Source organism: Streptomyces sp. NPDC048483, assembly GCF_040651455.1.
Taxonomy (GTDB): Bacteria; Actinomycetota; Actinomycetes; order Streptomycetales; family Streptomycetaceae; genus Streptomyces.
Genome location: NZ_JBEZJZ010000097.1, coordinates 24,188 through 30,726, shown reverse-complemented (window position 1 = coordinate 30,726; position 6,539 = coordinate 24,188). Strand labels below are relative to the sequence as shown.

7 protein-coding genes are annotated in these 6,539 nt (G+C 70.8%); 1 reads left to right on the top strand and 6 read right to left on the bottom strand.

What is annotated here, in order from left to right; all coding sequences use genetic code 11:
- Nucleotides 1-63 precede the first annotated feature (63 nt).
- The 4 genes from AB0D04_RS33590 to AB0D04_RS33575 form a co-directional block, all read right to left on the bottom strand.
- Nucleotides 64-882: a hypothetical protein gene (locus AB0D04_RS33590; protein ID WP_362711096.1), complete on the bottom strand. Its 819-nt coding sequence runs from the start codon at nucleotides 880-882 to the stop codon at nucleotides 64-66.
- A complete protein-coding gene (locus AB0D04_RS33585) occupies nucleotides 858-1,484 on the bottom strand; it encodes a transposase (RefSeq protein WP_362711105.1) in 627 nt (208 codons plus the stop codon). The genes AB0D04_RS33590 and AB0D04_RS33585 overlap by 25 nt, the downstream gene beginning before the upstream one ends.
- On the bottom strand, nucleotides 1,426-1,683 hold the full coding sequence (locus tag AB0D04_RS33580) for a hypothetical protein (RefSeq protein ID WP_362711094.1): 258 nt from the start codon (nucleotides 1,681-1,683) through the stop codon (nucleotides 1,426-1,428). The genes AB0D04_RS33585 and AB0D04_RS33580 overlap by 59 nt, the downstream gene beginning before the upstream one ends.
- A 169-nt stretch (nucleotides 1,684-1,852) precedes the next feature.
- A complete protein-coding gene (locus AB0D04_RS33575; RefSeq protein WP_362711092.1) occupies nucleotides 1,853-2,710 on the bottom strand; it encodes an NAD(P)H-binding protein in 858 nt (285 codons plus the stop codon).
- 211 nt (nucleotides 2,711-2,921) lie between these two features.
- On the opposite strand from AB0D04_RS33575, the gene AB0D04_RS33570 reads away from it, so the two are divergent.
- The gene (locus AB0D04_RS33570; protein ID WP_362711090.1) at nucleotides 2,922-4,256 is read left to right on the top strand and encodes a DUF2993 domain-containing protein; all 1,335 of its coding nucleotides are present in this window, start codon (nucleotides 2,922-2,924) and stop codon (nucleotides 4,254-4,256) included.
- Between the two features lie 47 nt (nucleotides 4,257-4,303).
- Here the strand turns inward: AB0D04_RS33570 and AB0D04_RS33565 are convergent, their stop codons facing one another.
- Together AB0D04_RS33565 and AB0D04_RS33560 are read right to left on the bottom strand one after the other, a co-directional pair.
- On the bottom strand, nucleotides 4,304-5,719 hold the full coding sequence (locus AB0D04_RS33565; RefSeq protein WP_362711088.1) for a HAMP domain-containing sensor histidine kinase: 1,416 nt from the start codon (nucleotides 5,717-5,719) through the stop codon (nucleotides 4,304-4,306).
- Between the two features lie 20 nt (nucleotides 5,720-5,739).
- On the bottom strand, nucleotides 5,740-6,477 hold the full coding sequence (locus tag AB0D04_RS33560; protein ID WP_362711103.1) for a response regulator transcription factor: 738 nt from the start codon (nucleotides 6,475-6,477) through the stop codon (nucleotides 5,740-5,742).
- Between the last annotated feature and the right edge of the window lie 62 nt (nucleotides 6,478-6,539).

Here is a 6,539-nt window from a genome sequence, read left to right as displayed (position 1 = left end):
CGAAGGGCCCGGTGGGGAGCGTTCCGACCGGGCCGTCGTCGTGTGGGTGTGTGCGGACGGCGCTCAGGGGCCGTACGGGTTCCCCTGCTGCGGCGGGGCGGGGTAGCCGCCGGGCTGCTGCGGCGGCGTTCCGTAAGGAGCCTGCGGCGGCGCAGCCTGCTGGTAGCCGGGCTGGGGCGCGCCCTGCGGGTAGCCCGGCTGCGGGGCCTGCCGGGGGTCCTGCGGCTGGTAGCCGGGCTGGGGCTGCTGCGGCGGGGCCTGCTGGTAACCGGGCTGCGGGGCCTGCTGGGGAGCCTGCTGCTGGTAGCCCGGCTGCGGGGCCTGCTGGGGGTAGCCGGGCTGCTGCTGGGGCGCACCCTGCGGCGCGTACCCCTGCTGCTGCGGTGCGATGGCCTGCTGCTGCGGCGCACCGCCCATCCCCGGGTGCTGCTGGGCCGGCGGCATACCCGGCTGCTGCGCGAAGCCCTGCTGCGGCGCACCGCCGACCATGGACAGCACCTGCTCCAGCTCGGTCCGCCACAGCCGGTGGACGTTCAGCCGGACCGGCGCCGCCTCACCCGGGAGCGCCAGGCGGACCGAGCTCCACAGCGGGTTCAGCTTGACGTCCGAGAACGCGCCCTGGGCCTGGTCGCGCGGGATCGCGTGGGTGACCTCCTGCGGGCGGTTGTTGAGCCGGTGAATCCGGTGCAGCACGATCGCCTGCTGCGTCACCGTGACGAAGTAGTACTTGACCATCATCTGTCCGATGAACCCCAGCGCCGCCATCAGCCACGGGGTGGGCCCCGTGATCGACACGAACGTCGCCAACGCCTGGTCCCCAGGGTTCTGCTGGGCTATCGCCGCAGAAACCTGTTCCTTCATCGTGCCCTTGCGCATTGCCATAGCGACTGTTCCCCAATTCCGTGACATTGACCTCGCCTCCACAGGCTAAAGCCTGGGGATTCTCCGTCCGTCCTCGGCTCGTTAGGTGCCGAAGACCACGGTGTTTCCTGTTTCCTCCCCACATGGTGGGGGTTGTGCGCGCTGCCTGGCCGCTGCCAGGTCGTACGTGCGCTCCGCAGGCGTTTATCCGGCGCGTTGCCGCGCTGGGGCCCCTGGTCCGGGGGTCGGTGGTACCGCCGTCGCAAGGACACGGCGAAGTCGCGGGCGACCTTGGCGAAGGAGCGTCCGCGCCGGATTGCCTTGTACTCGCAGAACCTCGCGAATTGTGCCCAGCCCGCGTCGTGCACGCTCTTGGCCAGCCGTCCACGCGCCAGTCCCCGCACGTTCAGGGTCTCCGCGAAGACGGCTTGGTTCTCGCTCGTCAGCTTGTGAGACCACTGATGGGGGAAGTTGCGGCGCGCATCGGCGACCTTGGCGTGCGCACGGGCGACCTGGATCCGGGCTTTGTCCCGGTTTCTCGATCCTTTCTCCTTGCGTGACAGCTCACGCTGTCGTTTCTTCAGCCTCTTCTCCGCCGTGCGCGGATACCTCGGCGAAGCGATGTGCGTTCCATCGGCCAGGACCGCGAACCTTGTAGACCGGCTGGGAGCCGGTGGGGTAGCGGGTCAGGGTGGCGTCCCGTAGGCCCAAGTGGGTGCACAAAGCGGCGGCGCCCGGCCGCATCACCCGTTCGTCGGGGACCACCGCATCCCACTCTTCGTCCGTGTCCACGCGAGGCAGCAGAGGCAGCAGAGGCCGCATGCGCGGACGGTAGGGCGGGACGGGCGGGCGCAGCAAGGGTTTTCGGGTCCGCGGTCGGCGCCGCCCTCAGCGGGGGGTGCCGGGGCTCGTCGAGAACATCACGACGGCCACCGGGCTCACCCTGTACGGCCTGCTGGGGCCGGCGGCGCCCCGCCCGTCGGCCCCTCGGTCAGGAGAAGTCGGCGGCGTGATCCCGCGCCCACTGGGCGAAGGTCCGGGCGGGGCGGCCGGTGACCCGCTCGGTGGCGTCCGAGACCGGATACGGGGGCGCGCCGACCGACTGGCCCAGCAGCCGGACGAGCTCCAGCGCCGCCTCCTTGGGCAGACGCGGGCCGGACCGGGCCTCGGCGGCGGCCTCCTCCGAGATCCGCTCGACCCGGATCTCGCGCCCGGTCGCCCGCCCGATCTCGGCGACCTGCTGCGCCATGGTCAGCGGCTGCGGACCGGTGACGAGATAGTGCTTGCCCAGGTGGGCGCCGCTGCGGTCCAGCAGCGCGACGGCGGCGACATCGGCGAGGTCGGCCTCGTGGACGGGGATGCTCTGCGCATCGGGGTGGGCATCGCGGACCACGCCGGACCCGCGGATCGCCGGGGCCCAGGCGAGCGAGTTGGTGGCGTAGTGGCCGCCACGGACAAACGTCCACTCCAGGCCGGAGTCGCGCACCGCGCGCTCCGCTTCGGCGTGCATCCGGGCGATGAAGTTCGTCTCGTCGGCGGCAGTATCGGTCACCGCCAGGGAGGAGTTGAGGACGACGCGCCGGACGCGGGCCTTCACCGCGGCGTTCAGCACGGCGGTGACGGCCTCCTGGCCGCCCGCGGCGACGTTGAGGAACAGGGCATCGGCGCCGGCCAGCAGCGCTTCGAGGTCGTCTGCCGCGGTCAGGTCCGCGCGTACCGTCCCGGCCTCGGCCGGCAGTCCGGCGCGGGCCGGATCACGGGTCAGCGCACGGACGGCCGCACCGTCCTTGAGGAGCCGGTCGACGAGACTGCGGCCGATATTGCCGGTTGCTCCGGGCACCACGATCACGGAAAACACCCTTACGGTAGACGGCAGTTGCGTATCTCACAGGAACGCCTTTGCCGTGCCTCCTATTCCGGCTCTGCCTGAGGTGACGCCGATTCGGCCCGCTGCCGCGCACGATAAATTTTCGCCAAGCCGGCGGGAGCATCTTTCGCGTATGTCACATACTGCCGGTAGGAGTTGCGCCCAAGGGTCCCGCTCGTGGTGAGATGTGCGGATGCGAACCCCCACCCGCATATCTTCACCCTCGCCCTCGGCTTCACCTCCGCCGTCCCCCGGCGACACCCGCGAGCTGGAAAAGGTCAATCCCTACGCGGACCTGGCCGCCCTCGCCGACCCCGAGCCGGAGCCGGAACCCGAGCCGGCGCCCGAGGCGGAGTACCAGCCGATCCGCCGCAGCTACCTCAACGAACGCGACGACAGCGACGACCCGCTGGGTCTCGGGCTGCGTTCGGACGACGAGGACGAGGAGGAGTGGGCGCCGCCGAACCACCGCCGCAGGAAGCGGGGGATCAGCCGCTTCGCCGCCGTACCGCTCACCGTGAAGCTGCTGGTGGCCGTCCTGGTCTGTACGGCATTCCTCGCTCTTTTCGACCGGTTCGCCGTGCTCTATGCGCAGAACAAGACCGAGGAAAAGCTCAAGGAATCCCTGCATCTGACGGCCACTCCGGAAGTCGATATCCAGGGATTCCCCTTCCTCACCCAGGTCTTGGACAAGCGCCTCGAGCAGGTGGATGTCACCATTCCCGACCTGGCGGCCGACCGGGTCTCGCTGGCGAAGTTCTCGGCGACCGCGAACGACATCCGTATCGACGGTGATCTGCCGACCTCCATCAAGGGCGCCACGATCGGCAGCGTGCACGGCCGCGTGCTGCTCGCCTTCGACGACATGAATCGCGAACTGGGCGCCTCCCAGGTCAAATTCAGCGATATGGGACACAATGCGGTCCGGGCGGACGGCCGGCTGCCGATCGCCGGTCACCAATTGCGCGTACGGGCCGAGGCGCGCATTCGGCGGGCCGGTGACCGCGGAATCTCCACCGACATCAGCCGGATGCGCCTGGACATCGGCGATGTCGCCGTCTACCGCCCCGGCACCGGCAAGGAGGAAGGCCTCCGGCTGACCCGTAAGACTGCCGCGGAGCTCAGCCGGCAGGCCGCCAAGGTGAAGGCGATGCTCGGCATTCCGGCGATCGCGCAGCGGATCGGCATTCCCCAGGGCTATATCGACGAGGCGCTGCGCAATGAGGAAAAGCTGCAAGAGCTGACCGGTTCGCCGCGGTTCGTCGAGAAGCTGATGAACGTCAATCTCGTGGATGTGGTGGTGGATCACCCCTGGCTGCTGGAGAAGGTCGGCATCGATCCGAAGATCCTCGGCGCGCTGACCGGAGTGACCAAGCCGCAGCTCGCCGACCAGCTGTCGCTGTCCTTCCAGCTGCCGAAGACGCCCGGTGATGTACGGCTGCGGAACATCACGGTCGTGCCGGAGGGGATTCAGGCCGATCTGTCGGGGGCGAATCTGCCGTTCGGGGACGCGGCGAAGAAGAAGTAGCGGAAGAAGAAGTAACGAGGGCGGCCCGCTACGGCGAGGGCGGCGCGCTACGCCGCCGGCGGCTCCGGCATCACCGGCGGCGGCGTCGCCGCCCCGGGCAGGGTCAGCACCGCCTCCGTACCGCCGAGGTCCGCGGACCGCAGCCGTACGGCGCCGCCCGCCTGCTCCGCCGTACGGGCCACGATCGACAGGCCCAGCCCGCTGCCGGGCAGGCTGCGTGCTGACGGGGAGCGCCAGAACCGCTCGAAGACATGCGGGAGTTCGTCCTGGGGGATGCCGGGGCCATGGTCGCGCACGGTCAGTTCGCCGCCGGCCAGCCGGACCTCGACGGTGCCGCCGGGCGGGCTGAACTTGACCGCGTTGTCCAGGAGGTTGACCACCGCGCGCTCCAGCCCGGCGGGCTCGGCGCGTACGTACCAGGGGGCGAGCTCCGCGCTGATGGTCAGGGACGGGCCGCGCAGCCGGGCGCGGGCCAGGGCCGAGTCGACGATCTCGTGCAGGGCGACGACCTCGACGGCAGCGGGGCCGCGCACCGGGCGGGACAGCTCCTGAAGGTCGCCGATCAGCGCCGCCAGCTCCCCCATCTGCGCCTTCACCGACGCCAGCAGCGCCTCCTTGTCGGCGGCCGGGATCGGGCGGCCGGACTGCTCGCTGCGGACCAGGAGGTCGATGTTGGTACGGAGGGAGGTCAGCGGCGTCCGCAGCTCATGGCCCGCGTCCGCGATCAGCTGCTGCTGAAGGTCGCGGGAGGCGGCCAGGGCCGCGGTCATGGAGTTGAAGGAGCGGGAGAGGCGGGCGATCTCGTCCTCGCCCTCCACCGGGATGCGGATGGTCAGGTCCTCGGTACGGGCGACGTGTTCGACGGCGTCGGTGAGCCGGTCGACGGGTTCCAGGCCCGCGCGGGCGACCCACAGTCCGGCGGTCGCGGCGCCGAGCACCCCGACGCCGGAGACGATCAGCAGCACCAGCGCGAGCTGGTTGAGGGGCTGGGTGATCTGGTTCATGGGCAGCGCGACCGAGACCGCCAGCCGATTGCCGTGGGGGTCGGGCGGCGAGCCGTCGGGCCGCTTGGTCCACACCCGCATCTCGGCCCCGTCGCGGTCCTTGGTGGTGTGCACCGCAGCGGCCGCCCGGCCCGCGGCCACGGCCGTGTCCGCGCGCTGTGCGGGGATGCGCGGCTTGTCCGGCGAGGTGCAGACGGAGCCGTCCGCCGATACCAGCTGGATGGTGTAGGGGGTGGGCGGGGCCTGGACCACGGTCGTGCCGGCGCAGTACTCGCTGAGCAGCTGGACGGAGCGGACGTCCAGCTTCACGTCGCTGAGCTGCGAATCGAGCTGGTCGATCAGCCGATCACGGGTGATCAGCCAACAGGCGGCGGCCGAGAAGGCCACCGCGAAGGCGACCGCCACCGCGGTGAGCATGGCCAGGCGCGATCGCAGCGGCAGCTGCCGGAAGCGGGTCATGGGGCGCGAACCACCGGTGCTCATTCCGCGCCGCCGTCCGATCGCAGCACATACCCGACCCCCCGCACCGTGTGCACCAGCCGCGGCTCGCCGCCCGCCTCCGTCTTGCGGCGCAGATACATCACATACACATCGAGGGAGTTGGAGGTGGGCTCGAAGTCGAAGCCCCATACGGCCTTGAGGATCTGCTCGCGGGTGAGGACCTGCCGCGGGTGCGCCAGGAACATCTCCAGCAGCGTGAATTCGGTACGGGTCAGCTCGACCGGCCGGCTGCCGCGGGTCACCTCGCGCGTCGCCAGATCCATCCGCAGATCGGCGAAGGCCAGCGTCTCGCCCTCCTCGGGCTGCGCACCGGCCGCCGCCGCGTAGGTACTGCGCCGCAGCAGCGCACGGATCCGGGCCAGCAGCTCGTCCAGCTCGAACGGCTTGACCAGGTAGTCGTCGGCCCCGGCGTCCAGCCCGGTGACCCGGTCTCCGACGGTGTCCCGCGCGGTCAGCATCAGGATGGGTACGGTCACCCCGCTCGCCCGCAGCCGCCTGGCCGCGGTCAGCCCGTCCATCCGGGGCATCAGCACATCCAGCACAATCAGCTCGGGGTCGTAGGACGCGACCTTCTCGACCGCGTCCAGACCGTCGACCGCCTGCTCCGTCCCGTACCCCTCGAAGGCGAGCGAGCGCTGCAGCGCCTCGCGGACGGCCGGCTCGTCGTCGACGATCAGGATGCGGGCGGGCTGATCACCGTGTTCGGCGGGGCTCATGTGCGTGGGTACCTCGGGCATCGGGGGATACGGAACGGGGGTGGCGGCGGAGCGGACAGCTG